The organism is Allosphingosinicella sp., from assembly GCF_059502505.1.
In genome coordinates this window covers 985,458-1,010,655 of sequence record NZ_JCACEU010000014.1, presented here as the reverse complement: position 1 = coordinate 1,010,655, position 25,198 = coordinate 985,458, and the positions used below count along the sequence as shown (strand labels likewise).

General features: G+C 66.7%; 26 protein-coding genes and 3 tRNA genes. 14 read left to right on the top strand and 15 right to left on the bottom strand.

From position 1 onward, the window contains the following. Positions 1-8 precede the first annotated feature (8 nt). The 4 genes from AC5JBD_RS07385 to AC5JBD_RS07370 are packed head-to-tail and all read left to right on the top strand — an operon-like array spanning position 9 to position 3,881. Positions 9-176, top strand: coding sequence for a hypothetical protein (locus AC5JBD_RS07385; RefSeq protein ID WP_495721105.1), 168 nt, complete (start codon positions 9-11; stop codon positions 174-176). After that, positions 169-1,533: a putative O-glycosylation ligase, exosortase A system-associated gene (locus AC5JBD_RS07380; protein ID WP_495721104.1), complete on the top strand. Its 1,365-nt coding sequence runs from the start codon at positions 169-171 to the stop codon at positions 1,531-1,533. The genes AC5JBD_RS07385 and AC5JBD_RS07380 overlap by 8 nt, the downstream gene beginning before the upstream one ends. A gap of 43 nt (positions 1,534-1,576) precedes the next feature. Then, positions 1,577-2,653, top strand: a complete 1,077-nt coding sequence (locus tag AC5JBD_RS07375; protein ID WP_495721103.1) for a DNA topoisomerase IB — start codon at positions 1,577-1,579, stop codon at positions 2,651-2,653. Between the two features lie 40 nt (positions 2,654-2,693). Continuing rightward, complete coding sequence (locus AC5JBD_RS07370; RefSeq protein WP_495721102.1) at positions 2,694-3,881, top strand: mechanosensitive ion channel family protein; 1,188 nt, start codon at positions 2,694-2,696, stop codon at positions 3,879-3,881. Between the two features lie 62 nt (positions 3,882-3,943). Here the strand turns inward: AC5JBD_RS07370 and AC5JBD_RS07365 are convergent, their stop codons facing one another. Continuing rightward, positions 3,944-4,435 carry a hypothetical protein gene (locus AC5JBD_RS07365; protein WP_495721101.1) on the bottom strand — a complete coding sequence of 164 codons (492 nt, stop codon included), beginning with the start codon at positions 4,433-4,435 and terminating at the stop codon, positions 3,944-3,946. Between the two features lie 142 nt (positions 4,436-4,577). Continuing rightward, complete coding sequence (gene putA, locus AC5JBD_RS07360; RefSeq protein ID WP_495721204.1) at positions 4,578-7,598, bottom strand: bifunctional proline dehydrogenase/L-glutamate gamma-semialdehyde dehydrogenase PutA; 3,021 nt, start codon at positions 7,596-7,598, stop codon at positions 4,578-4,580. A 134-nt stretch (positions 7,599-7,732) separates the two neighbouring features. On the opposite strand from putA, the gene AC5JBD_RS07355 reads away from it, so the two are divergent. The 3 genes from AC5JBD_RS07355 to AC5JBD_RS07345 are packed head-to-tail and all read left to right on the top strand — an operon-like array spanning position 7,733 to position 9,706. Next, positions 7,733-8,188 carry a MaoC family dehydratase gene (locus tag AC5JBD_RS07355; RefSeq protein ID WP_495721100.1) on the top strand — a complete coding sequence of 152 codons (456 nt, stop codon included), beginning with the start codon at positions 7,733-7,735 and terminating at the stop codon, positions 8,186-8,188. Between the two features lie 20 nt (positions 8,189-8,208). Continuing rightward, the gene (locus AC5JBD_RS07350) at positions 8,209-9,390 is read left to right on the top strand and encodes an acetyl-CoA C-acyltransferase (protein WP_495721099.1); all 1,182 of its coding nucleotides are present in this window, start codon (positions 8,209-8,211) and stop codon (positions 9,388-9,390) included. A gap of 49 nt (positions 9,391-9,439) precedes the next feature. After that, positions 9,440-9,706, top strand: a complete 267-nt coding sequence (locus AC5JBD_RS07345) for a hypothetical protein (protein ID WP_495721098.1) — start codon at positions 9,440-9,442, stop codon at positions 9,704-9,706. A gap of 214 nt (positions 9,707-9,920) precedes the next feature. Here AC5JBD_RS07345 and AC5JBD_RS07340 read toward each other — a convergent pair whose 3' ends face one another. Continuing rightward, positions 9,921-10,655, bottom strand: a complete 735-nt coding sequence (locus AC5JBD_RS07340) for a queuosine precursor transporter (RefSeq protein WP_495721097.1) — start codon at positions 10,653-10,655, stop codon at positions 9,921-9,923. A gap of 57 nt (positions 10,656-10,712) precedes the next feature. Between AC5JBD_RS07340 and AC5JBD_RS07335 the strand changes: the two genes are divergently transcribed. Further along, positions 10,713-10,789: transfer RNA gene (locus AC5JBD_RS07335), tRNA-Arg, on the top strand. Positions 10,790-10,809: 20 nt separating this feature from the next. Continuing rightward, complete coding sequence (locus AC5JBD_RS07330) at positions 10,810-11,289, top strand: AAC(3)-I family aminoglycoside N-acetyltransferase (protein WP_495721096.1); 480 nt, start codon at positions 10,810-10,812, stop codon at positions 11,287-11,289. On the opposite strand, the gene AC5JBD_RS07325 is transcribed toward AC5JBD_RS07330, so the two are convergent. Both AC5JBD_RS07325 and AC5JBD_RS07320 read right to left on the bottom strand, forming a co-directional pair. After that, a complete protein-coding gene (locus AC5JBD_RS07325) occupies positions 11,273-12,502 on the bottom strand; it encodes an NAD(P)/FAD-dependent oxidoreductase (protein WP_495721095.1) in 1,230 nt (409 codons plus the stop codon). The genes AC5JBD_RS07330 and AC5JBD_RS07325 overlap by 17 nt on opposite strands. Before the next feature lie 17 nt (positions 12,503-12,519). Continuing rightward, positions 12,520-13,191, bottom strand: coding sequence for a TIGR02117 family protein (locus AC5JBD_RS07320; RefSeq protein ID WP_495721094.1), 672 nt, complete (start codon positions 13,189-13,191; stop codon positions 12,520-12,522). Between the two features lie 76 nt (positions 13,192-13,267). Here AC5JBD_RS07320 and AC5JBD_RS07315 point away from each other — a divergent pair, with 76 nt between their 5' ends. Next, complete coding sequence (locus AC5JBD_RS07315; protein ID WP_495721093.1) at positions 13,268-14,140, top strand: S-methyl-5'-thioadenosine phosphorylase; 873 nt, start codon at positions 13,268-13,270, stop codon at positions 14,138-14,140. Between the two features lie 6 nt (positions 14,141-14,146). On the opposite strand, the gene AC5JBD_RS07310 is transcribed toward AC5JBD_RS07315, so the two are convergent. Next, on the bottom strand, positions 14,147-14,644 hold the full coding sequence (locus AC5JBD_RS07310) for a DUF6456 domain-containing protein (protein ID WP_495721092.1): 498 nt from the start codon (positions 14,642-14,644) through the stop codon (positions 14,147-14,149). Positions 14,645-14,737: 93 nt separating this feature from the next. Between AC5JBD_RS07310 and AC5JBD_RS07305 the strand changes: the two genes are divergently transcribed. Continuing rightward, positions 14,738-15,301, top strand: coding sequence for a helix-turn-helix domain-containing protein (locus AC5JBD_RS07305; protein ID WP_495721091.1), 564 nt, complete (start codon positions 14,738-14,740; stop codon positions 15,299-15,301). Here AC5JBD_RS07305 and AC5JBD_RS07300 read toward each other — a convergent pair. Further along, positions 15,298-15,693, bottom strand: coding sequence for an MAPEG family protein (locus AC5JBD_RS07300; protein ID WP_495721090.1), 396 nt, complete (start codon positions 15,691-15,693; stop codon positions 15,298-15,300). The genes AC5JBD_RS07305 and AC5JBD_RS07300 overlap by 4 nt on opposite strands. A 249-nt stretch (positions 15,694-15,942) precedes the next feature. Between AC5JBD_RS07300 and AC5JBD_RS07295 the strand changes: the two genes are divergently transcribed. Beyond that, positions 15,943-16,116 carry a hypothetical protein gene (locus AC5JBD_RS07295; RefSeq protein ID WP_495721089.1) on the top strand — a complete coding sequence of 58 codons (174 nt, stop codon included), beginning with the start codon at positions 15,943-15,945 and terminating at the stop codon, positions 16,114-16,116. Between the two features lie 16 nt (positions 16,117-16,132). Here AC5JBD_RS07295 and AC5JBD_RS07290 read toward each other — a convergent pair. The 3 genes from AC5JBD_RS07290 to AC5JBD_RS07280 form a co-directional block, all read right to left on the bottom strand. Then, positions 16,133-16,208 (bottom strand) — tRNA-Val (locus AC5JBD_RS07290). 46 nt (positions 16,209-16,254) lie between these two features. Then, on the bottom strand, positions 16,255-17,166 hold the full coding sequence (locus AC5JBD_RS07285) for a winged helix DNA-binding protein (RefSeq protein WP_495721088.1): 912 nt from the start codon (positions 17,164-17,166) through the stop codon (positions 16,255-16,257). 283 nt (positions 17,167-17,449) lie between these two features. Continuing rightward, positions 17,450-18,670 (bottom strand): polyhydroxyalkanoate depolymerase, encoded by a 1,221-nt coding sequence (locus tag AC5JBD_RS07280; RefSeq protein WP_495721087.1) that lies wholly within the window; start codon positions 18,668-18,670, stop codon positions 17,450-17,452. A 142-nt stretch (positions 18,671-18,812) separates the two neighbouring features. On the opposite strand from AC5JBD_RS07280, the gene AC5JBD_RS07275 reads away from it, so the two are divergent. Further along, on the top strand, positions 18,813-20,588 hold the full coding sequence (locus AC5JBD_RS07275) for an ABC transporter transmembrane domain-containing protein (protein ID WP_495721086.1): 1,776 nt from the start codon (positions 18,813-18,815) through the stop codon (positions 20,586-20,588). Positions 20,589-21,604: 1,016 nt separating this feature from the next. On the opposite strand, the gene AC5JBD_RS07270 is transcribed toward AC5JBD_RS07275, so the two are convergent. The 3 genes from AC5JBD_RS07270 to cpdR form a co-directional block, all read right to left on the bottom strand. After that, positions 21,605-21,679, bottom strand: a tRNA-Val gene (locus AC5JBD_RS07270). Positions 21,680-21,737: 58 nt separating this feature from the next. Further along, the gene (locus AC5JBD_RS07265) at positions 21,738-22,202 is read right to left on the bottom strand and encodes an MgtC/SapB family protein (RefSeq protein WP_495721085.1); all 465 of its coding nucleotides are present in this window, start codon (positions 22,200-22,202) and stop codon (positions 21,738-21,740) included. Positions 22,203-22,283: 81 nt separating this feature from the next. Then, positions 22,284-22,661, bottom strand: a complete 378-nt coding sequence (gene cpdR / locus AC5JBD_RS07260; RefSeq protein WP_495721084.1) for a cell cycle two-component system response regulator CpdR — start codon at positions 22,659-22,661, stop codon at positions 22,284-22,286. Positions 22,662-22,815: 154 nt separating this feature from the next. Between cpdR and AC5JBD_RS07255 the strand changes: the two genes are divergently transcribed. Next, positions 22,816-23,685 (top strand): N-formylglutamate amidohydrolase, encoded by an 870-nt coding sequence (locus tag AC5JBD_RS07255; RefSeq protein ID WP_495721083.1) that lies wholly within the window; start codon positions 22,816-22,818, stop codon positions 23,683-23,685. A gap of 153 nt (positions 23,686-23,838) precedes the next feature. Here AC5JBD_RS07255 and AC5JBD_RS07250 read toward each other — a convergent pair whose 3' ends face one another. Both AC5JBD_RS07250 and AC5JBD_RS07245 read right to left on the bottom strand, forming a co-directional pair. Continuing rightward, positions 23,839-24,414 (bottom strand): cytochrome b, encoded by a 576-nt coding sequence (locus tag AC5JBD_RS07250; RefSeq protein WP_495721082.1) that lies wholly within the window; start codon positions 24,412-24,414, stop codon positions 23,839-23,841. After that, complete coding sequence (locus AC5JBD_RS07245) at positions 24,414-25,196, bottom strand: SapC family protein (RefSeq protein ID WP_495721081.1); 783 nt, start codon at positions 25,194-25,196, stop codon at positions 24,414-24,416. The genes AC5JBD_RS07250 and AC5JBD_RS07245 overlap by 1 nt, the downstream gene beginning before the upstream one ends. Positions 25,197-25,198: the final 2 nt, after the last annotated feature.

Sequence of the window (25,198 nt, the reverse complement as noted above, 5' to 3'; positions counted from 1 at the left end):
CGGCAGGCATGATCGACAATTTCGCCCTTGGATTGAGCCATGGCCTCCTGATCCTTGCCGCCTGGCGTCTGCTCTCCCGCCCCGATCTCGATGACGAGAACGCTGCCGGCCCCCCACCCGTCACGGGCGGCGGCCCCATCACCGATGCCCTGAAGAAGGTGCGCAAAGGTGCGTGACCTCGCCTTTGTCGGTTTCCTTGTGGCACTGCTCGCGCTCGGCTTCCGGCGGCCGTTCCTGTTCGTGCTCGCTTATGCCTATGTCGACATCGTCGCGCCGCAGCGCCTCTCTTATTACATGCTGAACCTGGTGCCGGTGTCGATGATCGTCGCGACGCTCGCGATGCTCGGCTGGCTGATCGCCGACGACAAACGCGCCTTCCGCTTCACCGCGCGCCAGGGGCTGATGCTACTGCTCCTGCTCTATGCCGGCTGGTCGACGTGGAATGCCGAATTCCTGACCGACGCCCTGTTCAAGTGGGAATGGGTGTGGAAATCGATGCTCTGGGCGATCTTCCTGCCCCTCACGCTGCGCACCAGGCTCCGGCTCGAAGCCTATCTCCTGTTCATGACGCTGTCGGCCGCGGCGATCATCATCGTCGGCGGCATCAAGACCGCGGCCTCGGGCGGCGGCTATGGCGCGTTGAACCTGATGGTCGACACAAACAGCGGCCTCTACGAGGGCAGCCAGATCTCGACCGTGGCGATCGCGGTGATCCCGGTGATCCTCTGGCTCGCTCGCTTCGGCACCGTCTATCCGCGCGACTGGCGGGTCAGGCTCTTCGCCTACAATTTGATCTTCGCCTGCCTGCTGATCCCGGTCGGCACTGAGGCGCGCACCGGCCTCGTCTGCATCGCCGCGCTCGCCATCCTGATGCTCCGCAACGTCAAGAACCGCATCGGCTATATGGCGATGGTGGCGATCGCGGTCGCGGGCGCCGTGCCGATGCTGCCGGACAGCTTCACCAGCCGGATGAGCACCATCCAGTCCTATGAGGCCGACGCGTCGGCGAGCACCCGCCTGGCCGTCTGGGCGTGGACCTGGGAATATGTGCAGGACAAGCCGATGGGCGGCGGCTTCGAGGCCTATCGCCAGAACCGTCTCAACGTGAACATGGTGCAGACGCGCGACCTCGGCAACGTGGAGACGGTGCGGAGCGCGCAGGTCCAGGAGGCCGGCCGCGCCTATCACTCCAGCTATTTCGAGATGCTGGGCGAGCAGGGCTTCCCCGGCCTTATCCTCTTCCTGCTGATCCACGCCGCCGGCCTGATCCGCATGGAGGTGCTGCGCCGCCGTTATCGCGATGCCGTGGGCGACAGGAGCTGGATCTCGCCCCTCGCGACCGCCCTCCAGAACGCCCAGATCATTTACCTGATCGGGGCGTTGTTCGTCGCCATCGCGTGGCAGCCCTTCGTCTACATGCTGCTGGCGGTCCAGATCGGCTTCGACACCGTTGTCCGCCGCATGGACCAGCAGGCGAAACGCGAACCCTGGGGCAAGAAGAGGTCCGCGAGACCGGAGCCGGCAACCGCCTGATTTCCGGGCCGGAACGAAGCGCCCGCGCGTCCATTCTAGGCGGATGCTCAAATTCGTCGACGACAGCAAACCCGGCATAATCCGCAAGAAGATGCGGCTCGGCTGGGGCTATTACGGCCCCGACGGCAAGCGCATCACGGACCGCCAGGAGATCGAGCGGCTGAACGCGATCGGAATGCCGCCGGCCTACGAGAAGTGCTGGTTCTGTCCCGATCCAAACGGGCATCTCCAGGGGATCGGCTACGACGCGCGCGGCCGCAAGCAGTATCGCTACCACCCCGACTTCCGGGCCGAGCAGGAGAGCCGCAAATATGAGCGGCTCGCCCATTTTGGCCGCGCCTTGCCCAAGCTGCGCAAGAAGATCGAGGAGGATATCAAGGGCAAGCCGACAGCGCCGGACACGGTGATCGCCGCGGTGGTACGGCTGATCGAGAGCACCCACATCCGCGTCGGCAACGAGGAATATGCGAAGGAAAACAAGAGCTTCGGCGCGACGACCCTGCGCAACCGCCATGCGAAGGTGGAAGGCGGCAAGGTGAAGCTCACCTATGCCGGCAAGCACGGCATCAAGCGAACGGTAACCGTTACAGACCGTAATCTCGCCCGTATCGCCAAGCGGACCCAGGACCTGCCTGGCCAGCATCTGTTCGAATATCAGAATGAGGATGGGGAAATCTGTCCGGTGAGCTCGAGCGACGTCAACGCCTATATCAAAGAGGCCATGGGCGACGACTTCACCGCCAAGGACTTCCGCACCTGGGGCGCCAGCGTGATTGCATTCGAGGAGATCGTGCGCCGCCACGAGACCGAGAAGAAGATCAACCTCAAGAACGTCATTGCGCCGGTTGCCGAGGCGCTCGGCAACACGCCCGCGATTAGCCGGAAATCCTATGTCCATCCGGCGCTGATCGAGGCGCTGAAGGATGCGGGCGCGATCGGCGAGCGCAAGCTGCCGCGCACCACGGCGCATCTCAGCGCCTACGAGCGCGGTCTGATCGAATTCCTGGATGCCTTGCCGAAGGAAGCGGCGAAGCAGGCAAAAAAGGCCAAGGCAAAGGGAGAACCGACGGTTCCGGCAGACGCGCGCGCGCAGCTGAAGGCCTCCCTCGCCGGCGCCTGATTTGGCTTCAACCGTCGCTTCGGGCTAGGAGGCCGGCCCCATGAGCAATGCCAACTCGCCCGCAATCGCCGAATCCACGCAGAACCTCAGCGAGAAAGGCGCCCGCTTCGCAAACGAGGCGTCAGCTTGGGTGACCGGCAACGCGGTCAACATCCTGGTCGCTGCCGGCGCCGCCTCCGTCATCGTCCTGATCCTGCTGGCGCTGCGGGCGTTCGGCCACCGGCTGGTGAGGAGCCAGACCGACGGCATCGACTGGAGCACCATCATCGGGCGCGTCCTGTCGAAGACCACGATGTTCTTCATCGTCATGTGCGCTCTGGAGCTGGTCGCCGAGCATGCCGCGACGCCGCCGAGCGTGCTCCGCGCGATCAACATTCTGTTCGTGGTCGCCGCCGCTTTCCAGGCCGCGATCTGGGCACGCGAGCTGATCCTTGGCCTCGTCCAGCACAAGGTGGGAGTCGACGATTCCCACAGCACCCTCGGCTCTGCGATCGGGATCATCCGCCTGCTGGTGACGGTCGCCCTGTTCGCGATCGCTGTGATCGTCATTCTCGACAATCTCGGCGTCAACGTCACCGGCCTCGTCGCCGGCCTCGGCATCGGCGGCATCGCCATCGGCCTTGCCGCACAGGGCATCTTCTCCGACTTGTTCGCGGCGCTTTCGATCATCTTCGACCGCCCCTTTCGCCGCGGCGACGGCATCCGTTTCGACCAGCTCTCGGGCTCGGTCGAGCAGATCGGCCTCAAGACGACGCGGATCCGGTCGCTGGACGGGGAGGAGGTGGTGATCTCCAACACCAACCTGCTCAGCAAGCAGATCCACAATTTCGCCCGCCTGGAGCATCGCCGATTCGTGCTGCGCTTCGGTGTCGTCTACCAGACCGGCCCGGACGTGCTGGAGGCGATCCCCGGCATCGCCCGCGAGATCGTCACCAGCGATGAGCACACGACGTTCGTCCGCTGCGGCATGACGGCTTTCGGTGCCTCGAGCCTGGATTTCGAGCTGCAGTTCGACGTCCACACGACGGATTATGAACTTGCCTTCGCGACCCGCAGCGCGGTCTGCGTCGCGCTGCTGCGCCGCTTCGCCGACCAAAGGATCGAGTTCGCCTATCCGACGACCGTCAACTTCACCGCGGCGCCCGACGGCACCCTCGTCGATCCCTTCCCGCACGTGAAGATGGTGGCGACGGAAAATCTGGAGCCCTCGGACCCTTCGGAAAAATAGCCCGCTTCTCCCCAAGGGGATGCAAAGGAGAAGCGGGATTCCCGCTTTCGCGGAAATAGGAGCTAGGCCGCCTGGGCGAAGCGCTGCGCCTGGAAGCGGGCGATCATCGCCTGGTAATTGGGGATGGTGATCGCCTCCAGATACTCCGCCTGCATGGCCGGCGTCAGCACCTCGACGAGCTGACAGCCCTCGACCCACAATTCGATCACGCCAAACGCAGCGCCGCGCATGCAATATTTCACCGGCCAGCCCTCGCGCTCTGCAATGGCGAAGATGTCGTCCATCTCCATCGGCGTGGCGATCGCGATGTGGGTTGCGTTGTTGCGACGCATCGGAGCCATCATGCCGACGGCATCGGCATCGCCCGGCGCGAGGTGCATCTCGGTACCCCTCGCATAGACCTCGATCATCGTGCCGCGGTCGTCGCCAGCGAGCGCCACCCAGCTGTCGTCCCCGATCGGCGGAAAGGGCGCTGCGGCGCCGCCGAAAATCTCAGCGAAGACATGAGCGACATGGCGGGGATCGTCCGCCTCCAGCGAAACGTGAAACAGCATCTGCGAATCTCCTGAACGATGTTCTGAGACTCGCTTAGGTGTAGTCCGCGGCAGGACGCAGTGTCGGGCGACCAAGGTTAACCCCCGCTCGACGGAGCCTCGGTCACAACGACAAAGCCGACGGCGTGCGCGATGAAGCGGATTAGAGGCCCACATCCTCCAGGCTGAGCAGCGTCGCGTTGCCGCCTGAGCTGGTGGTGTCGGTGCTGGTCACGCGCTCGGTGCAGAAGCGCGGGAGATAGTGGGGGCCGCCGGCCTTGGGGCCGGTGCCGCTGAGGCCCTCGCCGCCGAACGGCTGGGAACCCACTATCGCGCCGATCATCGAGCGGTTGACGTAGAGGTTGCCGACCTTCGCCACTTCCTCGACCGCTTCGGCCGCACGAGCGATGCGGCTGTGGAGGCCCATCGTCAGGCCGAAGCCGCTGCGGTTCACCCTGGCTACGCTCTCGGCGAGCTCGCCCGCCTTCCAGGTGGTGACGTGGAGGAGCGGCCCGAACCACTCCTTGCCCACGTCCTCGATCCGGTCGACCGCGATCGCCGTCGGCGGCACGAACAGGCCCGCTTCGGGTGCCTTCACTGTGTGGATCCAGCGGCCCTGCATAGTGGCCCGGCGACCCATCAGCCGGTCATACGCGCCCTGGTCGATCACCGGGCCGACATCCGTGCGCGGATCGGCCGGGTCGCCGACGACGAGCGTATCCATGGCGCCGGACAGCATCTCCAGCGTGCGCTCGGCGATCTCCTCCTGGAGCAGCAGCACGCGCAGCGCTGAGCAGCGCTGGCCGGCCGAGCGGAAGGCGGAGGTGACGACGTCCGCCACCACCTGCTCGGGCAAGGCGGTGGAATCGACGATCATCGCGTTGATGCCCCCGGTCTCGGCGATCAGCGGCACGATCGGCCGCTCGTCGTCCTCGAGCAGGGTGCGGGCGATGCGCTTGGCGGTCGCGGTCGAGCCGGTGAAGGCGACGCCGGCAATGCGCGTGTCCTCCATCAGCGCCTGCCCGATTTCGGGCCCGCCGACGGCGAGTACGAGCACGTTCTCGGGCACGCCCGCCCGATGGGCGAGCCGCACCGCATAGCCGGCGATCTCCGGCGTCTGCGGCGCGGGTTTCGCAACGACGGTGTTGCCGGTGACCAGCGCGGCCGTGACCTGGCCGAGGAAGATGGCGAGGGGAAAGTTCCACGGGGCGATGCAGACCCAGGCGCCCCTCCCCTCCATCCGCATCATGTTGCGCTCGCCAGTCGGACCGGGAAGTTCGATCGGCTGCAGCCCGGCGCGCGCCTGAGCGGCGTAATAGCGGCAGAAATCCACCGCCTCGCGCACCTCTCCGAGTGCGTCCGGGATCGTCTTCTTCGCCTCCTGCACCGCGATCCGCATCAATGCATCGCGATGCTCCTCGAGCAGATCGGCGAGGCGATCGAGGCAGCCGGCGCGATGCTCGATGCTGCGGGTGCTCCAGGCCGGGAAGCCGGTGAGGGCGCGTTCGACGGCCGCCGTGGCGATCACCTTCGCGTCGCCCGGTGCGTGGTCCGGCCGCGTCACGTTGCCGGCCCCCGTCCCGGGAGCATGGCTTGGATCGGGAGCGGTCCTAACCGCATTTGCGAGAGGTTGAGACACCGCCGCGGCGACGCGCGCCAGTTCATCGCGGTCGTTGAGGTCGATGCCTTCGCTATTCTCCCGCTCTAGGCCGAACAGGTCCTTGGGGAGCGGGATCTTCGGGTGCCGCGTGCCGCCCACCGCGGCGATCTTCTTGACGGGGTCGGCAAGGATATCGGCGTCGGTCAGCTTCTCGTCGGCGAGCTGGTGGACGAAGCTGGAATTGGCGCCATTCTCCAGCAGGCGGCGGACGAGATAGGCGAGCAAGTCGCGGTGCCCGCCGACCGGGGCGTAGATGCGCGTCTGATAGCCCTGCTCGCGGACCAGGCTCTCGTAGAGCCCCTCGCCCATGCCGTGGAGGCGCTGGAACTCGAAGTCGCGGCTGCCGCCCGCCCATTCGAGGATGGTCGCCACGGTGAGCGCATTGTGAGTGGCGAAGGCGGGATAGATGTTCCTGGCGCGCAGCATGTCGCGGGCGCAGGCGAGGTAGGAGACGTCGGTCGCCGCCTTGCGGGTGAAAAGCGGGTAATCGGACAGGCCCTGCTCCTGCGTGTGCTTGATCTCGCTGTCCCAATAGGCACCCTTGACGAGCCGGACGGCGATACGGCGGCCGGTGGCGGCGCCGAGCGCATCCGCCCACGCGAGCGTCGGCTTGCAGCGCTTGCCATAGGCCTGCACCGCCATGCCGAGGCCGTCCCAGCCCTTCAGCGCCGGCAGCGCCGCGACCGCGCCGATGATGTCGAGGCTCATGTCGAGCCGTTCGCTCTCCTCGGCGTCGATGGTGAAGGCGATGCCGTAGCGCTTCGCCAGCGTGGCCAGCGCCTCGACCTGCTCGGTCAGCGAGGAGACGGAGCGTTCGTACTGCGCGACTTCATAGCGCGGGTGGAGCGCGGACAGCTTGACCGAGATGGAGTGGCCTTCCTTAGCCACCTTGCCGACGGCATGGATGGCGCCCTCGTAGGAGCGGAAGTAGCGTTCGGCGTCCGGGAAGGTCCGCGCCGCCTCGCCGAGCATGTCGAAGCTGGCGGTGAAACCCCTATTCTCCTTCTTGCGCATGCGGGCGACCGCCTCGTCGATGGTGCGGCCCATGACGAAGATCTCGCCCATCATCCGCATCGCCGCACCGACCGCCTGACGGACGAACGGCTCGCCCGCCCGCGCCATCAGCCGCTTCAGGGCGCTCGCCTGCTCGGTCTCGCTGACCAGCGCCCGCCCGATAACGAGGCCCCAGGTCGCGCTGTTGACCAAGGTCGAATGCGATTTGCCGGCATGCGCCTTCCAGTCGGCATTGCCGAGCTTGTCGGCGATCAGCTGGTCGGCGGTCTCCGGATCGGGAACGCGCAGGAACGCCTCGGCCAGCGACAGCAAGGCGACGCCTTCCGACGTGTTGAGGCGATATTCCTGCAGGAACTGGTTCACCCATCCCGACGCCTGCGCCGAACGCAGCTCCGCGAGCATGCCGAGGGCGCGGCTCTCGACGCGGCGGCGCGATTCGGGATCGAGCGCGGCAGCCTGAAGCAACGGCGCCAGCACGTCCGGTTCAGGGGCGCGATGAAGGCGGCGGATTTCGGCGCGCGCGGCTGCCGTAGCGTCCGCGCCGGCGCTGGCGATGGTGGCTGTGGCCAAGGCTTGAGTCTTTCGAGGAACGGGGTCTAGGGCTGCCTCTAGACCTCCGGGCGCGCCCGGACAACGGAGGGACGATGCCGCTCGCCAGCCTCGACGAAATCAGGAGCAAAGTGCGTGAGAGCCTCGGCGCCTCGCCTTGGATCGAGATCGACCAGGGCAGCATCGACACCTTCGCCGACGTCACTGGCGACCACCAGTTCATCCACGTCGACCCGGCTGCGGCCGCGCAAACCCCGTTCGGCGGCACCGTCGCCCACGGCTTCCTGACGCTGTCGCTGCTGAGCCAGATGGCGGCGCACGTGATGCTGGTGCCCAACACGACGAAGATGGCCGTCAATTACGGCTTCGAGAAAGTCCGCTTCATCAACCCGGTGCGCTCGGGCAGACGGGTCCGCGGCCACTTCACGCTGCTGAGTGCTGAGGAGAAGCGCCCCGGCCAGTGGCAGTTCGTCCACAACGTCAGTGTCGAAATCGAGGGCGAGAGCAAGCCCGCCCTTACCGCCGATTGGATCGGCCTTATCTTCATCTGATCACCCGAGGAGCTTTATCCATGGTCACCCGCGAAGCCGTCATCGTTTCCACCGCCCGCACCCCGATCGGCAAGGCTTATCGAGGAGCCTTCAACGCCACGCCCTCTCCCACCCTCGCCGCGCACGCGATCCGCGCCGCCGTCGAACGCTCCGGCGTCGCGCCGGAGGAGATCGAGGACGTGATCATGGGCGCGGCGCTTCAGCAAGGCGTGCAGACCACGATCGGCCGCACAGCCGCCCTCCGCGCCGGCTTGCCCGTCACCGTCGCCGGCATGTCGATCGACCGCCAGTGCGCCTCCGGCCTGATGGCGATTGCGACCGCGGCCAAGCAGGTGATCGTCGACCGCATGGACATCTGCGTCGCCGGCGGCGTCGAGAGCATCAGCCTCGTCCAGACACCGGAGATGCGCCTCGGGCCGGATCCCGAGCTCCTCTCCATGCACAACGGCGTCTACATGCCGATGATCAACACCGCCGAGGTGGTCGGCAAGCGCTACAGCGTCAGCCGCGAACGCCAGGACGCCTATGCGCTCCGCTCCCAGCAACGCACCGCAGCCGCCCAGGCGGAAGGCAGGTTCGACGACGAGATCATCCCGGTCACGGCAAAGATGATGGTCAAGGACAAGGCGACCGGCGAGACCTCGATGAAGGAAGTGACGCTCACCAAGGACGAGGGCAACCGTGCCGACACGACGCTCGAGGGCTTGTCTTCGCTCCAGCCGGTCATGGGTCCCGAGGCGATGATCACCGCCGGCAACGCCTCCCAGCTTTCGGACGGCGCCTCCGCCTGTGTTATCATGGAAGCGGGCATGGCCGCCGAGCGCGGCGTGAAGCCGCTTGGCCGCTATGTCGGCATGGCCGTGGCCGGCACCGAACCCGACGAGATGGGCATCGGCCCCGTCTTCGCCGTGCCGAAGCTCCTCAAGCGTTTCGGCCTCACCGTCGCCGACATCGACCTGTGGGAGCTCAACGAGGCCTTCGCGGTCCAGGTGCTCTATTGCCAGGACCAGCTCGGCATCCCCGACGACAAATTGAACGTCAACGGCGGCGCGATCTCGGTCGGCCATCCCTACGGCATGTCCGGCGCCCGTCTCACCGGCCATGCCCTCCTCGAAGGCAAGCGGCGCGGGGCCAAGCACGTCGTCGTCACGATGTGCGTCGGCGGCGGCATGGGTGCGGCGGGGCTTTTCGAGGTCCTCTAAGGAAACCGGGCGGCGTCTCCTCCGTTAGCTGGGGCAAAGGAGACGCCAAATGCCGGTATCGAGCCTCACGCTTGTCGAACGGATCGCCCGCGTGCTCGCCGGGCGCGAGCTCAGCATCAACGCGGAAGGGGACGATCCCTCTGCGGGCCCTAACGTTGACGAGGAATGGCACGAATATGTCGACGACGCGCTCGCCATCCTGCGCACCATGCGCGAGCCCGATCCGGTGATGGCCGCGGCAGGCGATCCGGAAGTCTGGGAGCGCATGGTGGAAGCAGCGCTGAACGTCGAGCGCGCGGCCGCCCGCGCCTCCTGAAACGCGAAAGGCCGCCCGGTCACCCGGACGGCCTCTTTGCATTGTCAGCCGACAATCGCGGCTTCAGATCAAGCGAATACCCCCGCGGAGGCTGCGCTCACCTGGATCGCCGCGAACGGCATATGACAATGAGACATCAGACCACCTCCTTTCAGTTGTTGAGAACTGACGAGGATATAGGAAGCGACTTGGAAAGTTGAAGTAGCTCAGGGACTTAAATGCTCGCCTTGAAGGGCGTGAAGTCGGTGCCCGTGTCATAGACGTCGATGCCCTCGCGCCGCTTCAGCCACCCAACCGTGGCATAGGTGACCGGGGTCAGCAAAGCCTCCCACGCCACCTTCAGCGCGAATTGAGTCAGCAGGACGATCAGCAACGTCGAATTGTCCCACACGCCGTAGAAAGCGAGCGGGTAGAAGATCAGGCTGTCGATCCCCTGCCCCACCACCGTCGAGCCGATCGTGCGGGTCCAGAGGTGCCGCCCCCTGGTCCAGATCTTCATCCGCGCAAGCACGTAGCTGTTCGCGAACTCGCCCGCCCAGAAGGCGACGATCGAGGCGAACACGATCCGCGGCACCTGCCCGAACACGGTTTCGTAGGCCGCCTGCCCCTGCCAGTCCGGCGAGGGCGGCAGCGCCACCACCACCGCCGCCATGAAAGCCATGAAAAGCAGGGCGGCGAACCCCGCCCAGATGCAGCGCCGCGCCCGTGCATAGCCATAGACCTCGGTCAGCACGTCGCCGATCACATAGGAGATGGGAAAGAACAGGATGCCGGCGCCGAACGGCCAGGTGCCGATGCCGGGCAGGTCGATCACCGCCACCTTGCCTGCACCGAGGACGTTGGACAGCAGCAGGATGGTGACGAATGCCGCCATCACGAAGTCGAAATAGCGAAAGCGCTGGCCCTCCAGCGCGGCCGCCTCGACGCTTCTGATCCCCTCCTCCGCCATGCGGCCGGCCTAGCGCTGTTCCGCTCCTCGCGAAAGCGCGCTACAGCCCATGCCTAGGCGCCCGTAGCTCAGTTGGATAGAGCACGAGCCTTCTAAGCTTGGGGTCGCAGGTTCGAATCCTGCCGGGCGCGCCACCTCGTTCCTTTGGGCGGTCATGCGAGCAGCCTCACCCATCAACGTCACGCGGATCGGGCCGGAGGATCTGGCGCTGATGCAGGATCTGCTGACCATCTTCGGTGAAGCGTTCGACGAGATCGAGACCTATGGCGCGGCGCGGCCGAGCGCGGATTACCTTCAGAAATTGCTTCGCAGCGAGACCTTCATCGCGCTCGTCGCCGTGAGGGACGACGCGGTGATCGGCGGGTTGGCGGCCTACGAGCTGCCGAAGTTCGAGCGCGAGCGGAGCGAGGTCTACATCTACGATCTCGCAGTCGCGGAGGCGCATCGGCGGCAAGGCGTGGCAACGGCGCTCATCGAGGAACTGAAGCGGATCGGGGCGGCGCACGGCGCCTATGAGATCTTCGTCCAGGCGGATCATGGCGACGATCCTGCGATCGCGCTCTACACTAAGCTTGGCCTGCGCGAGGACGTGCTGCATTTCGACATCGCGGTACCGGTCAGGCTAGCTCCTTGAGCGGCACCGACGCATCGGCAAGCGCCCCCGGATCCGGCGCTGCGGCGGCCTCGATCAGCTTGCGGCCCTGGACGTAATCCTTGACCGAATTGACGCAGTCGAGAGCGACGACCCGGCCCTGGCGCAGGTAGATGAGCGAGAAGCTGCGCTTGTCGGGCTCACCGCGGATCACGGTCCCGTCATGACCGCGGGAGAGGCCGACGGTCTGGAGCTTGAGGTCGTATTGATTGGACCAGAACCAGGGCGTCGCGGCGTAGGGCTGCGGATCGCCGGTGATGAAGCGGGCGGCGGTGTTGGCTTGGTCGTTAGCATTCTGGACGGATTCGAGGCGGACGCGCTCTCCTTCCGCAAACGTATTGGCGTGCGCGGCGCAGTCGCCGATCGCGAGGACGTCAGGAAGGTTGGTGCGGCAGAATTGGTCCACGTGCACTCCGTCCCCGCCTTCGGCGCCGACGGCGATCAGGGGTTCGGTCGCCGGCGCGATGCCGATGCCGACGACCACCATCTCGCCGGCAATGCGCCCGCCGTCGGCGAGCCGGACCGCAGCGGCACGTCCGCCCTCGCCCTCGATATGGTCGACCGTGACGCCGAGCCGCACGTCGACGCCCTGGCGCCGATGCTCGACCTCGTAGAAGCGAGAGACGGGCTCGCCGGCAACCCGCGCCAGCACCCGGTCGAGCGCTTCCAGCAGCACTACTTCCTTGCCGAGCTTGCGCAGCACCGCCGCGGCCTCGAGGCCGATATAGCCGCCGCCGATCACGATCGCGCGCCGGGTGGCGCCAAGCTCGGACCTCATCGCCTCGACATCCGCGAGGCTGCGCACCGTGTGCACGCCGGCGAGGTCGCCGCCGGTGCAGCCGAGGCGCCGGGCATTGCCGCCCGCCGCCCAGATCAGCTTGCCGTAGCCGATGCGGCCTCCATCCTCTGCGGTGAGGATGCGGGCCGCGGCATCGACGCCCACGATCCGGCAGCCGGTCACCCGCTCGATACGCTGCGCATCCCAGAAATGCTCCGGCCTCAGCAGGATGCGCTCGAGCGGCTTCTCGCCGGCAAGATAATCCTTGGAGAGCGGCGGGCGCTCATAGGGCAGCCCCTCCTCCGCGCCGATCAGGCCGATGCTGCCGGTGAAGCCATATTCGCGCAGAGCCACCGCCGCGCGCACCCCGCCATGGCCGCTGCCGACAATCGCGACGTCGAAATCCCTGTCGGCCAAGCATATGCTCCCTTCGCTTACAGACGCAGCATTATGCTCTGGGAGAGCGGCGTCCAGATCCCGGTCCGCACGCCCGCCGCCCGCAGCGCGGCACCGGTCCATTCATTGCAGGTGAAGAAGGCATTATACGGTCCCCGCGCCTCATAGAAGACGTCCGCGGGCCCGTAGCCGCGGCCGAGCAGTGGTCGGGTTCGTCCTCGCGCATCCAGCTCGAAGCTCTGCGCGATATGCCGCGCCAGCCGGCGATACTGCTCCCGCGTCACCACCAGCCGCTGCTGATATTCGTCGACCCGCGGATTCCACTCATGCTCGACATGCATCAGGCTGCGGCCGCTCCCGAAGGCGGCGGCGAGCGCCGTGCGGGGCCTGAGATCCGCCCAGCGCGGGGTGTTCAGGTAAAATTCGCGGTTGCCATAGCCCAGGGCGATGTAATTACCGGCATAGCGCGGATCACGGATGTGGGTGGCCGGGGCGAGCGGCCGCCAGTCCATCTCGGGACTCACCGTCGGCACCATGATCCAGGTGTGCACGCCATTCGTGCGAAGGAAGATTGGAACGCCCTCGCGCGGCTCGGTCCACCCCGCATTGGCCGGAATGAGTCCGCCGATCAGCGCGGCCACGAAATAAAGCAGAATCGGCGCCCCCACCGCGCCCAGCGCCCATGCTCCGATCTTCAGCGCCCGCTTCATCGTGATAGCCTAGCCGTCCGTCCCGCCCACATGAAGATCGCTTGCACCGCCCCGGGTCGGCTCGCAAATAGCGGCGATGAGCGAATGGACGATCGGCATCATCGGCGGCTCCGGCCTCTACGACATCGACGCGCTGGAAGAGGCGCAGTGGATCGCGGTGGACACGCCCTGGGGCGCGCCCTCGGACGAGTTGCTGATCGGGCGGATCGAGGGCGTGAAGTTCGTCTTCCTCCCCCGCCACGGCCGCGGCCACCGCATCCCGCCGAGCCACGTCAACGCGCGCGCCAATATAGACGCGCTGAAGCGGGCCGGCTGCACGGACGTGCTCGCCATCTCCGCCATCGGCTCGCTGCAGGAGGAGCTGGCGCCCGGCCGGTTCGTCGTCGTCGACCAGTTCATCGACCGCACCTTCGCGCGCGAAAAGAGCTTCTTCGGACCTGGCATGGTCGCCCATGTCTCGATGGCCGAGCCGGTCTGCCCGCGCCTCTCCTCGCTCGCCGCGGCGGCGGCGGAAAAGGCGGGCGCGGAGGTGACTAGCGGCGGCACCTACCTTGCCATGGAGGGCCCTCAATTCTCCACCCGCGCCGAAAGCGAGCTCTACCGTTCCTGGGGCTGCGACGTGATCGGCATGACCGGTATGCCGGAGGCCAAGCTCGCCCGTGAGGCGGAACTCCCTTACGCCTTGGTCGGCATGGTCACCGATTATGATTGTTGGCGGTCGGGCGTCGAAGCGGTCGAGGTGTCGGCGATCATCACCCAGCTGATGGCCAATGCCGAGACCGGCCGCCGCCTGGTCGTCGAGCTCGCCCGCGCGCTCCCGCCCGAGCGCTCGGCCTCGCCGATCGACACCAGTCTCGACACCGCCCTGATCACCGCACCCGGTGCCCGCGACCCGGCGATGCTGGCCAGGCTGGACGCAATCTGCCGGCGCGTTCTCGGCCGGAGCTGAGCGGGTTCAGCCCATCCGGTAATGGTCCGCCAGCCGGTCGAGTGCGAGGCCAAGCACCAGCTTCCCTGCACGCGCCGGCCAGCCGAGCGCCCGCTCCGCCTCGCGCATGCCCTCGCCCGCGCAGACGATCCGCCACAGCACGTCACCGAGGCCTGGTCCCACCGCGGCCACCGCTTCGTCGAAGCGCCGCCTGGCGCCGATCTGCGCGCTCGTCGGGTCGCTTGCGGCCGGAGCAGCTCTCGCGCCCCTGCGCAGCGGCGGCGCGTCCCACTTCATCGTCACCGCGGGCGCCAGCTGCGCCCGCTCCCAATCCTCGCGCAGCCGCTCGCCCGCGTCGAACTGCCGCTCGCTGATCAGACCCCGCGCCTTCAGCCAGCCGAGCGGCGCCTCGACCAGGTTCACGGTGACGGAACGCGCCCTTCTGTTCCCCCGCGCCGCGGCCACTCCGCCGCGCTTCTCGCCATCCTGCGGCACCGCCCGCTCCGCCAGCACCCTGTTCCCCACATCTCTCTCCCACAGCTTCCGAGTCGCTTTTTCCTTGCCATCCGGCACAGCCTGTAGGAAAGGAAATAACCGAACTGGTTCAGAGAGGCTGAGATGATCACGCGCATCCGGGAAGTCCGCCGGGTCAAGAAGATGACGCTGCAGGATGTCGCGGACCGCTGCGATCCGCCGACCACGCCCCAGACGATCGGACGGCTCGAGACCGGCACCCGTACCGTCTCGGTCGGCTGGCTCAACCGCATCGCCAAGGCCCTGGGCGTCGAGGCAGGCGATCTCGTCCAGCTGCCCGACCGCGAGGACGTGCCGGTCGCCGCCATCCTCGACCATGACGGTGCCCACGCCCCTCGTCGCGCCGGCGTGGTGATTCCGCCCAAGCCGGAGCCCGGCATCGTCGCGATCAGCGTCGCCTCCGGCATCGGCGACTATCGCAGCGGCGACGAGATCTGGCTCGCGCGCATAGCGCCGGAGGAATTCAGCCGCGCGATGAACCGCGACGTCCTCCTCCCTCGCCCGGCGGGCCGCTTCCTCTTCGGCCGCCTGATCGGCCGCGAGGAAGGCAAGCTCCACATCCTGCCGCTGGGCGCCGGGCAGCGTCAGCTCGTTGTCGCGAATCCGGCCTGGGCGGGAATGGCGGTGAAGCTGATCCGAAACCTCTAGCCGAACAAGGCCGGCCAGAGGATCAGCGCGATCCCGACCACGCTGATCAGGAACACGAAGGTTCGGACCTTCGGAATGCCGGCCGCGTAGAGCGGCAGATAGACGACGCGCGCGGCCAGCCAGACGATCGCGCCGATCGCCGTCCACTGATCGGTGCGGTCCGCCAGCTCGACGATCAGGATCGCCGCAGCCGCGACCGGAAAGGTCTCGAAGAAATTGGCCTGAGCCCGGGCGAGGCGGCCGACGATCGGGTCCGGCGGCGGCAGCGCCTCGTCGCGTGCGCCCATGTTCCACTTCACGCCATATTGGCGCGTCTTGAAGCGCACGGCGATGAAGATGTGGGCGAGCGCCAAGACGCAGCCCCAGGCGAGCACGGAGAGTTCGATCGACATCGGGCAAGTGTCGCTCAGCGCGGTCCAAGCGGCAAGGCACCAATCACGCGCCCGCTGCGTTGCTACCTCACCTGTTTCGGGAGCCGGCCCTTGTTCTTCTTTTTCTCGAACCGCCTCGGCTGTCTCGGATCGATCGCCCTGTCGGTGATCGCCACGCTCGTCCTGCTGAAGCTGCTCGGCTGGTTCTGAACATCGCTAACAGTTCGGAAACCGCTTCTGGGCTAAGCCGGCGCGGCGATGAGCATACAATTGAAAAGAGTCGAGCTCCACGACGGCACGGTCGCGGTGATCAACACCGGTCAGGTGACCTGGCTGGAAGCTCGGGATGCGCGTACCACCCGGGTTCATTTCGCGGGGGCGAACACGATCCATATCAAGGGTTCGGTGACCGAAGTCGCCTTGAGGCTGTCGAGCCCGGCCTAACGTCGGCTCCTGCGGCTGGTGGGCGCTGACGGGCTCGAACCGCCGACCCTCTCGGTGTAAACGAGATGCTCTACCAACTGAGCTAAGCGCCCTCTCGGGAAGCCCCGGCCCTGCCACCGTCCGCCATGGCGGGCAAGCCTAGATGGACAGCGGCGAAAGACGCTGCACGGCGCGAAGATACTGCTCCAGCGCTGCCGCCGCCGTGTCCGAAAGTTCGATGTATACGCGTCGCCCATCCTGCGGATCGGCAACCCGGACGAACAGGCCGTGCTCGGTCAGCGTCTTGATCCAGCGCAAGGCAGTCGTCGCCGGCACCGCCGCGGCGATGCAGAGGCTGGACACCGCGACCCGCTGCCCGTCGAGCCGCGCCGCCATCAGGTCGAGCAGCATGTCCCACGCAGGATCGGCGAACAGCTCCGACTGGAAGAACTGCTCGCGAAGCCGCCGCGCCCGGATCATCGCCCGCAGCTTGCAGGCGTCGATGCCGCTACCGTCCGATTGATCCGGGCGTGGGCGCGCAGCAGCTTCGTCTTCCGACAGTTCGGCGAGTTCGCTCGCGATGCGCTCCGCCTCCTTGCTCAGCTGCTGGAGGCGCTGCGCGCTTCGCCCGATGTCGTGCAGCTGGGGCGGCGTTCGCTCGGCCGCCTCCGCCATGCGGAGGGCAAGCTCGTCCAGGCCGGGATCGCACAGATGGGCGACCCCGGCGGCGGAGCCGATCGCGGCGTCGACGGCATCGATCAGCGGCGTCGGCGCGCTCACCACGCTCCCGTAGCGGCCGGCGTTCGCATCCCGCGCAATACGTCTCAGCAGAGCGTCCAGAGCCGGACCATGATCCTGGGTAATGCCGACGACCACCAGATCGACCGCTGCCTGCCGGTCCAGCCGGTCTTCGGCAGCCTGGATCGGATGCATGTCGGCGATGCGGAGACCCGCCAATTCCACCGCCTGCCGCGCCTGATCGCAGGCCGCTTCGTCGCACAGCAAAAGCGCGCCGGCACCCGCCCCATAGTCCACCATAGCGAGCGCATCATGCGCGATGTTCAGCGACATACCAACAGCGGCCTCCACAAAATCTGGATGGGAGATTGCCGCCGAAGCGGAGGTTTTGCAGGGCCGCTCTGCTCCGAAACGGAGACGTCGCCCCACTTCCACTTACAAGAATTTCGCTAGGAAATCCGAAGCTTGCCGCTCCGGACGAAGCTCAGAGCCGCGCGTTGCCTTGCCGCGTCAGGCGAGCGGGCGTTCCCGCATCGACACCTAGTCCGCCTGCGAAACGATCGCTGTCGGCTATTTTGGTCCGGAATGGACACACTTTAGGAATCGATATGGACCTTCAGCCGCCGTGCGCGGTGATCCACTTCTCGACGACGGGGGCGATCCGCTCGCGCCACTTGCTGCCGTTGAAGATGCCGTAATGGCCGACGCCAGGCGCCAGGTGGTAGAGCTTCATCTCCTCCGGCAGGCTTGTGGAGATATCGAGCGCAGCCTTCGTCTGGCCGATACCGGAAATATCGTCCCGCTCGCCCTCGATGGCGAGGATGGCGATGTCCTCGATCGCAGCGGGATCGACCCGACGCCCGCGATGCATCATCTCGCCTTTGGGCAGCAGGTGGCGCTGGAACACGACGTCCACCGTCTGCAGGTAGAATTCGGCCGTCATGTCACAGACGGCGCGATATTCGGCGTAGAAATCCTTGGTCGCGTCGGCGCTCTCGCCATCGCCCTCGACGAGATGCTTGAACATCTCCCAGTGGCTGGTGAGGTGGCTGCCGAGATTCATGGTCATGAAGCCGGCGAGCTGCAGAAAGCCCGGATAGACCGGCCGCCCCGACCCCGGATAAGTGTAAGGGACCGTCGCGATCACATTGCTCTGGAACCAGCTATGCGGCCGCTGCGTCGCCAGCGAGTTGACCGCGGTCGGCGCCTGGCGCGTGTCGATCGGACCGCCCATCATCGTCAGCGTCTTCGGGCGGCACGGATGCTTGTCTTCGCTCATCACGGCGGCGGCCGCGTAGCAAGGCACCGACGGCTGGCAGACCGCCAGCATGTGCGCGCCCGGGCCGATGGCCTCGAGGAAGGCGATCAGATAATCAACGTAGTCGTCGAGGTCGAAGCGACCCTCGTCCAGCGGCACCAGCTTCGCATCGCGCCAATCTGTGATGTAAACGTCGTGCCCCGGCAGCATCCGCTCGACGGTGCCGCGCAGCAGGGTCGCGTAATGGCCTGACATTGGTGCCACGATCAGCAGCTTCGGCCCGCCCTCAATGCCTTCGCGGCGGAAGCGCTTCAGCTGGCCGAAGGGCTTCCTCAGCACGATCTCCTCGGCAACCGGCACGGTCTTGTCGCCGACCATCACCGTTTCGATGCCGAAGTCAGGCTTGCCGCGCGGTGCGGAGGCGTGCGCGAAGACGTCGAGCGCGGAGGCGACGATCGGCCCCATATGACTGTAGGCGAAGGGGTTGGCGGGGTTCTGCATCCATCCGGCGCCTATATTGGCTAGCGTGCTGGCTCCGGCGAGCAGCGAGCGCTGCATTTCATAGGCGTCGTAGAGCATCGAACCTCCAACCTGTTGCGATGCCAGAATAACGTCAACACCGCATTTAGCCAGATAAACCGACCGGTCGGTCAAAAGCTCCACCTGCTGGTTCCCCACCGCCCATTGAGCGCATCGGCGGGCGCTGCTAACCCTCGGCCCCATGGCAGACAGCAGCGCCGAGGCGCCCTCGAACAGGAAGCTCGGCAATCTCGCCATCATCTGGCGGCATGCCCTACGCTATCCGAGCAGGATCGCGGCCGCCGCGCTGGCCCTGCTGGTCGCAGCCTCGGCGACGCTTGCCATTCCGGACGGCTTCCGCCGCGTCATCGATAAAGGCTTCGTGGCCGCTGGCGGCGACGTCTCCGAGCATTTCACCTATCTCTTCTTCATCGTCATTGTGCTGGCGCTGGCCACCGCGACCCGCTTCTACTTCGTCTCCTGGCTGGGCGAGCGTGTCGTCGCCGATATCCGCGGCGCGGTGCACCGCAACCTGCTGCGCCTCGAACCGCGCTTCTTCGAGGAGAACCGCCCGTCGGAAATCTCGTCGCGCCTGACCGCCGACACGGCGGTGATCGAGATGGTGGTCGGCCAGACCGTCTCCGTCGCCTTGCGCAACGTCGTGATGGGCATCGGCGGCATCATCTACCTGTTCACGCTCGCGCCGAAGCTGACCGCTTTCCTTCTTCTTGGCATCCCGCTCGTGATCGCGCCGGTCGTGCTGCTCGGCCGCAAGCTCCGAGACGTCTCCCGCTTCAGCCAGGACCGGGTGGCGGACGTCGGCGCCATCGTCTCGGAGACGTTGAGCGCGATGAAGATCGTCCAGGCCTTCGGCCAGGAACGGCGGGAAGGCGAACGCTTCTCCTCCGCAGTCGAGGATGCATTCGGCACCGCCCGCCGCCGCATCCGCCTCCGCGCGGTGATGACGGCGATCGTCATCTCGCTCGTATTCGGGTCGATTACCGTCGTGATGTGGCAGGCCGCGCTCGATGTTGCCGCGGGACGCATCAGCGGCGGCACGGTCGCTGCGTTCGTTCTCACCGGCGCGATCGTCGCCGGTGCTTTCGGGGCGCTGACCGAAGTCTATGGCGAGCTGCTGCGCGGTGCCGGCGCGGCGGGGCGGCTGGCCGAGCTTCTTGCCGAGGTGCCGGAGATCAAGGCGCCCGCCAATCCCCTTCCCCTCTCCGAGCCGGCACAGGGCGCGCTCGTCTTCGAGCATGTGCAGTTCCACTACCCCACCCGCCCGGAAATCAGCGCGCTCGCCGACTTCAACCTGGAGGTGAGGCCGGGCGAGACGCTGGCGGTGGTGGGGCCATCGGGCGCGGGCAAGACGACCCTGTTCCAGCTCGCCCAGCGCTTCTACGATCCGGAAGCCGGCACGGTGCGCCTCGACGGCGTCGACCTTCGCGACGCCGACCCGGCCGACATCCGCGCCCGCATCGCCGTCGTGCCGCAGGAAACGGTGATCTTCGCCGCCTCCGCGCGCGACAATCTCCGCTACGGCCGCTGGGACGCGAGCGACGAGGCTTTGTGGCAGGCCGCCGAGGCCGCCAATGCCGCCGAGTTCCTGCGCAAGCTGCCGCAGGGCCTCGACACCTTCATGGGCGAAGGCGGCGCCCGCCTCTCCGGCGGTCAGCGCCAGCGCATCGCCATCGCCCGCGCGATCCTGCGGGATTCGCCGCTGCTGCTGCTCGACGAGGCGACCTCGGCGCTCGATGCGGAATCGGAGCGGCTGGTGCAGTCCGCGCTGGAGCGGCTGGTGGTCGGCCGCACCACCATCGTCATCGCCCACCGCCTCGCCACCGTGCGCAGCGCCGACCGCATCATCGTCATGGACCATGGCCGGATCGTCGAGGAAGGCACCCACGACACCCTGCAGGCGCGCGGCGGCCTCTACGCCAGGCTCGCGCGGCTGCAGTTCGAAGGCCTCGCGGCTTAACATTCCTAGATCGTCACCCCGGACCTGATCCGGGGTCCACCTTCCTTAAAGGACGCAGCGCGAGAAGAAGGAGGATGCCGATCGAGTCCGGCATGCCGGACTCGCAGCGCGGCAGCTCGGCCGCGGGACCGCCCAAACGCAAATGAGGGCTGGCGTTGCCGCCAACCCTCACTGTCCCGTTTCGACTGCCAGGCCCTGGGTTAGGGCGAGGCGTCTAGTCTGGGGCTCCAGGCGTCCCGCCAAAGCCAGGCTTCGGCGCTACCCCGGTCCTCGGTTTTCTCGCCGGCTTTTCTTTGCTTGCGCATCGAAACTCCGCCTCGTCCCCGGCCCGGTTCCGGCCGAGGCCTTGTGGGCCCCGGTCGGTTCCGGTCGAGGTCACTCATCGAAGCGAACTTCGCTGAGGCCCCGTTCGGGCGATCCCATCGAAGCGAACTTCGAAGGGGACCCTGTGAGGTGATCCGTCGTCGCTCTCGCTCCGGCGGGCCTCGGGTTCGGGCGTTTCACCAGGGTCTCCCTTGGTGTCGTCCCTTTCGGAAAGTTTCCACAAGGGCGAACCCTCGCGTCCATTTCCACGAAACGATCGAAGCGTCCTCCGACCAGTCCCGTCCGGATCCTTCGCTTCCGCCTTGCGGCCTCCGCTTCCGATCCTTTCGCAGTCCCGTGAGCCGAAGCTCTGGTCCCGCCGGACCGCTCTTGTGGAAAGTGGGTTCGGCTGCCGCCTCGCGCTTCTTCCCTTGAGCTTGCCCGTTTCCGCTTTCGAAGCCGCTTCCATCCTTGCGAATTTCAGCCGCTTTTCAGCGGGTTGTGCCTTGGAAGCTTCTTTCCGTCTCCGGTCCGCCGCTCCCCGGCACGTCCTCAAACTGACCTAGTTTCCGAGTCGCGCAAAGCGGAATCCACCTGTGGATAACTAGGATATTGGGGATAACTTTTGGGGCAGATCCCGGTGCCCGACAGGCCAAGCGGGCGCGGCAGCGCCTCGCACTGAGGCGCTCGACGGAGGTTGGGATTGGGGAAAATGGTGGGCGTGGCAAGGATTGAACTTGCGACCCCTGCGATGTCAACACAGTGCTCTACCACTGAGCTACACGCCCACGCCGCGGCTACTAGCGACGCTCCCGCGCCGGCGCAACGGCTGACTTTCGGCCGGGTCTATTCCTCCGCCTTGGCGTCCTGGTCGAGCTGCAGCTTCAGCGGCGACAGCAGCCACAAGGTGATGATCGTCATCAGCGAGATGATCAGAGCGACGTCATAGCTGCCGAGCCCGACCGCAGTGCCCATCGCGCCGGTCGCCCATAGGCTCGCCGCCGTCGCGGTGCCCTTCACCGACTCCTTCATGCGCAGAATGGCGCCGCCGCCGATGAAGCCCATGCCGGTGATGATGCCTTCGACGATCCTGGCCATTGCCTCAGGTTCGCCGATCGTCAGCGACTCCGCGGCCTGAACGATGCCGCAGCTCGCCATCGCCACGAGCGGAAAGGTACGCAGCCCCGCGCTCCGCTCCGCTTTCTCCCGGTTCCAGCCGATCGGCAGCGCGAGAAGATAGGCGGCGGCGAGCGCCACCAGATGCGGCAGGATATCGAAAGGGTTGGCGTGAAATACCTGTGGAAGCGTCATGACACTTTTGTTGCACGACAATGACGCTCATCGCCAGCGGGAAGCGGCACTTCCCCCCAAGGCCCACAGTCCGATTACTCGCTAGAGTCGGCCGTGCCGGTCCTCGGTCTGGAACAGGCGGTCGACCTCGGCGACAAGGTCGCGCAGGTGAAAGGGCTTCGAGAGCACCTTGGCTTCGGGCTGCGCCTTGCCGGCCTTCAGCGCCACCGCCGCGAAGCCGGTGATGAACATCACCCGCATCTCGGGCGCGATCGTGGCCGCCTTCTGGGCGAGCTCGATCCCGTCCATCTCGGGCATGACGATGTCGGTGAGGAGAAGGTCGAAGCGCTCCGCCGCGAGCAGCGGCAGCGCGGCAGTGCCGCGGTCAACGGAGACCACGGCATAGCCGACGCGCTCGAGCGCGCGCGCCAGATAGACGCGCATCGACTCGTCGTCTTCGGCAAGAAGGATCCTGATCATCCGCTCCTCGGGCCCGGCCGCGCGGCCTGCCAGGAGCCGCGGAAGCCCCACTTATGCGCTAAGCCCTTAAAATATTCCAGCCGGAGGCGAAGAGAATTCACGTGGCTTATCTGATTGCGGGACATTTCCCGGGCTCGTAACGTTTGCGCTGACAATGGCCGAGTCCCCCGCCGAACCGCCTTTTCTGCGCATCGGCCCCGAAACGCCCCTTTCGCCGGTGGTGCTGTCGGTGCCCCATGCCGGCCGCTCCTACTCCCCTGCCCTGCTGAGCGCCTCGCGGCTCCCGCGCGAGACCTTGGAGACGCTCGAGGACCGGCTTGTAGACCGGCTCGTCTGGCGCGCCATTGCGGGCGGCGCGAGCGCGCTGTTGGCGCTCCGCCCCCGCGCCGAGATCGACCTCAACCGCGACGAGCGCGAGATCGACGCGGCGATGATCGCGCCGCCGCCGCCGTCGCGCTCGGTGCTGCAGTCGCCGCGCACGCGGGGCGGCCTCGGCCTGGTGCCGTCGCGGATCACCGGCGCCGGCTCGATCTGGCTGGACCGCCTGCCGGGCAAGGAGCTGGCGCGCCGCATCGTCGAGGTCCACCGCCCCTATCATGCGGCTTTGGCCGAGATGCTGGACAAGGTGCGCGCGCAATTCGGCGTCGCGATCCTGCTCGATTGTCACTCGATGCCACCCCGAGCGGCGAGCGGCGGCGTCGAGGCGGGCGTCGTGCTGGGCGACCGGCACGGCACCAGCATCGCCCTGGAGCTGCTACTCGCGGCGGCCGAGGCAGCGCGCGCGGCCGGCTTCGAAGTGGCGCGCAACGAACCCTATGCCGGCGGCTACATCACGCAGCGCCACGGCCGTCCCGTCGAAAGCATCCACGCCCTCCAGCTGGAGATCGACCGCGCCGCCTATCTCGAGCCGATGCTCCGCGCGCCCGGCCCGGGTTTCGACAAGACCGCGCGGATGATCGCGGCGGTTTCCGCGGCGCTGGCCGGCCGCGCCCTCGAACCTCCTCACGCCATCGCGGCCGAGTGACGGGCAAAAAAAGACCACCTCGCGAGACCGCGAGGTGGCCAAGGTTCAGGGAGGAACGCCCACAAGGGGCGTAACGCGCCATGACAAGGGGGGAGTCACAACGCGTCTCGATCGAGATAGGAAGTTGTTAACCTCTTTCAAGAGGTTGCGAGCTTAGCGAACGCTCCGGCCAAGCCACGGCGCCATCCGCGCGGTGAGGTGGCGGTGCCCCTGGGCGTGGTGCTTCAGCGCACCGGCGACGTGCAGGATGATCAAGGCGATCATCAGCTTCCCGAGCAGCTCGTGGCTATCCTCCAGCGCATCATGCACGTCGTCCGTCTGCGGCACCGGCAGCGGGGCGATCTCGAACAGGCCGTAATAATCGGTTGGTCGATTGCTCGAGGAGGAGAGCATCCAGCCGCTCAGCGGAATCGCGATCAGGAGCAGGTAGAAGAGCCGGTGGACCAGGCCGGCGAGCATCGCCTCCCACCGCTTCAGCACGGGGTCGGGCGCCGGCGGCCTGTGGCCGAGCCGCCAGAGCAGCCGCAGCAGGCTCAGCACCAGGATCGTGATCCCGGTCGCCTTGTGGAAGAACATCATCGACGAGCGCGCGTCGCGGCCGAAATCGTCGTGGAAGAGGCCGAGGATCAGGTTCAGGACGATCAGCGCCGCGATCAGCCAATGGAAGGCGATGGCAACGTTCGAATAACGTTGCGCATCGCGTCCCAGCTGCTCGGCAGCGCTGGCCATCAGGCGTTGGCGAGCGCCGGCGCTTCGGCCAATTGCGGGCCCTTGCCCTGCTGGATCTGCTTGCCGAAAATCTCGCGGATCGTGGGCAGCGAGAAGAGATGCGCCATGACCAGCTGCAGCATGCCGTTCTGGTTCATCTTGCGCAGCGCATCGCCGCGCAGCTCGCGGATCTTGTTCTCGTCGACCATCTGGAAGCCGCGATAGATGAAGGGCTGGGTGCTGGTGGACGGCTGGATCGACACCTCGCCGTCGATCAGCAGATCGCTGTCCTTCAGCTCCTTCATGAAGGCATTCGTGCGCTGGGCGGACAGCTCGAACTCCTCGCAGAATTTGAGGATCGCGTTGGTCGTCTCGCTGGGCTGGCCGTTCTCGAACAGCGGGCTGCCTTCTTCGAAGTCGCCGACGAGGCCGCTCTGGCTGTCGAAGCAGAGCGAGAGCTCGTCCGCGTCGGGGCGCAGGCGCGCAAGCATGAAAGGATAGCGGCGGATATAGGCCGGGACGTAGCATTCGCCGAGCAGCTTGCCCTCGCCGTCGACGAATACGTTGACGCCTTCATTCAGTCCCATCAGCGCCAGCGGCACGGGATTGTCGCCGACCGAGAAGACGATAGGGTAGAAACGCTGCGCGGAAACGAACTCGTCCACCGTGATCGGCACCGCATGCGCATTGGCGAGGAACGGCGCGCTGTTGGCCGCGCGGCTCTTGAAATTGCCGTGGACGTTGCTCGAAAGCGGCTCGAGCGTGTTGTAGAAAATCGGCAGCTGGTTCGGCGCACTGGCCATTA